Below are 871 nucleotides of genomic sequence, written 5' to 3'. Positions count from 1 at the left end.
CTGGAAGGCGGGCGCGGCCTATCTGCCGCTTGACCCGGAAGACCCGGATGACCGGCGTGCCTTCATGCTGAAGGATGCGGGTCTGAAGATCTGCGTGACATCAAGGCGGACTGCTTCAGGGTGCACCGGGCTTTTCAGCGGCGGGGTCTGCGGTGTTGTGTGTGACGATTTCGGTTCTGTCATCCGGATTGCGGGGATGTCTGCCGGGCCTGTGACGGATGCCGAGCCTGTGACGGATGCCGGGCCTGTGACGGATGCGGAGCGTCTGGCGCCATTGTCTGCGGATTGTCTTGCCTATCAGATCTACACGTCCGGTTCGACCGGGAGGCCGAAGGGGGTGATGGTCGGGCATGCGGCGTTGTCCAACCGTCTGGCCTGGATGCAGCAGCTGGTTCCGCTCGGGCCGGGGGATGTGGTTCTGCAAAAGACCCCGGCAAACTTTGACGTGTCCGTCTGGGAGCTGTTCTGGTGGGCCTGCCACGGGGCGCAGCTGGTGATGCTGGCCCCGGGCGCGCACCGGGACGCGGGCCGGGTGGCGGAGGCCATGGCGGCCCATCAGGTTGGCGTGCTGCATTTTGTGCCGAGCCTGTTCGACCCCTGGCTGGATCTTGTGGATGGCGGGCAGGCTGTTGCCGGTCTGACGGGCTTGCGGGCGGTGTTCACCAGTGGTGAGCCGCTTGCGGCGGAAGCGGCCGCCCGGTTCCACCGTCTGGCCGCACGGGAAGGCCGGGAGATCGGCCTCTACAATCTTTACGGGCCGACGGAAACCGCGGTGGATGTAACCGCCTGTCAGGCCGATGGCACGGACACGGTCTTGCCGATTGGTGCACCGGTCGCCAACACGCAAGGTTATGTTGTTGATCCTCATCTC

General features: G+C 65.3%; 1 protein-coding gene. It reads left to right on the top strand.

Translation table 11 applies throughout. The features are described from left to right. On the top strand, nt 1-871 hold an 871-nt coding region (locus E1297_RS01275), incomplete at both ends, for an AMP-binding protein (protein ID WP_155132899.1).

The organism is Roseibium sp. RKSG952 (assembly GCF_009711355.1).
Note: the sequence above shows the minus strand (reverse complement) of the source record. Positions and strands in the feature narration are given on the sequence as shown.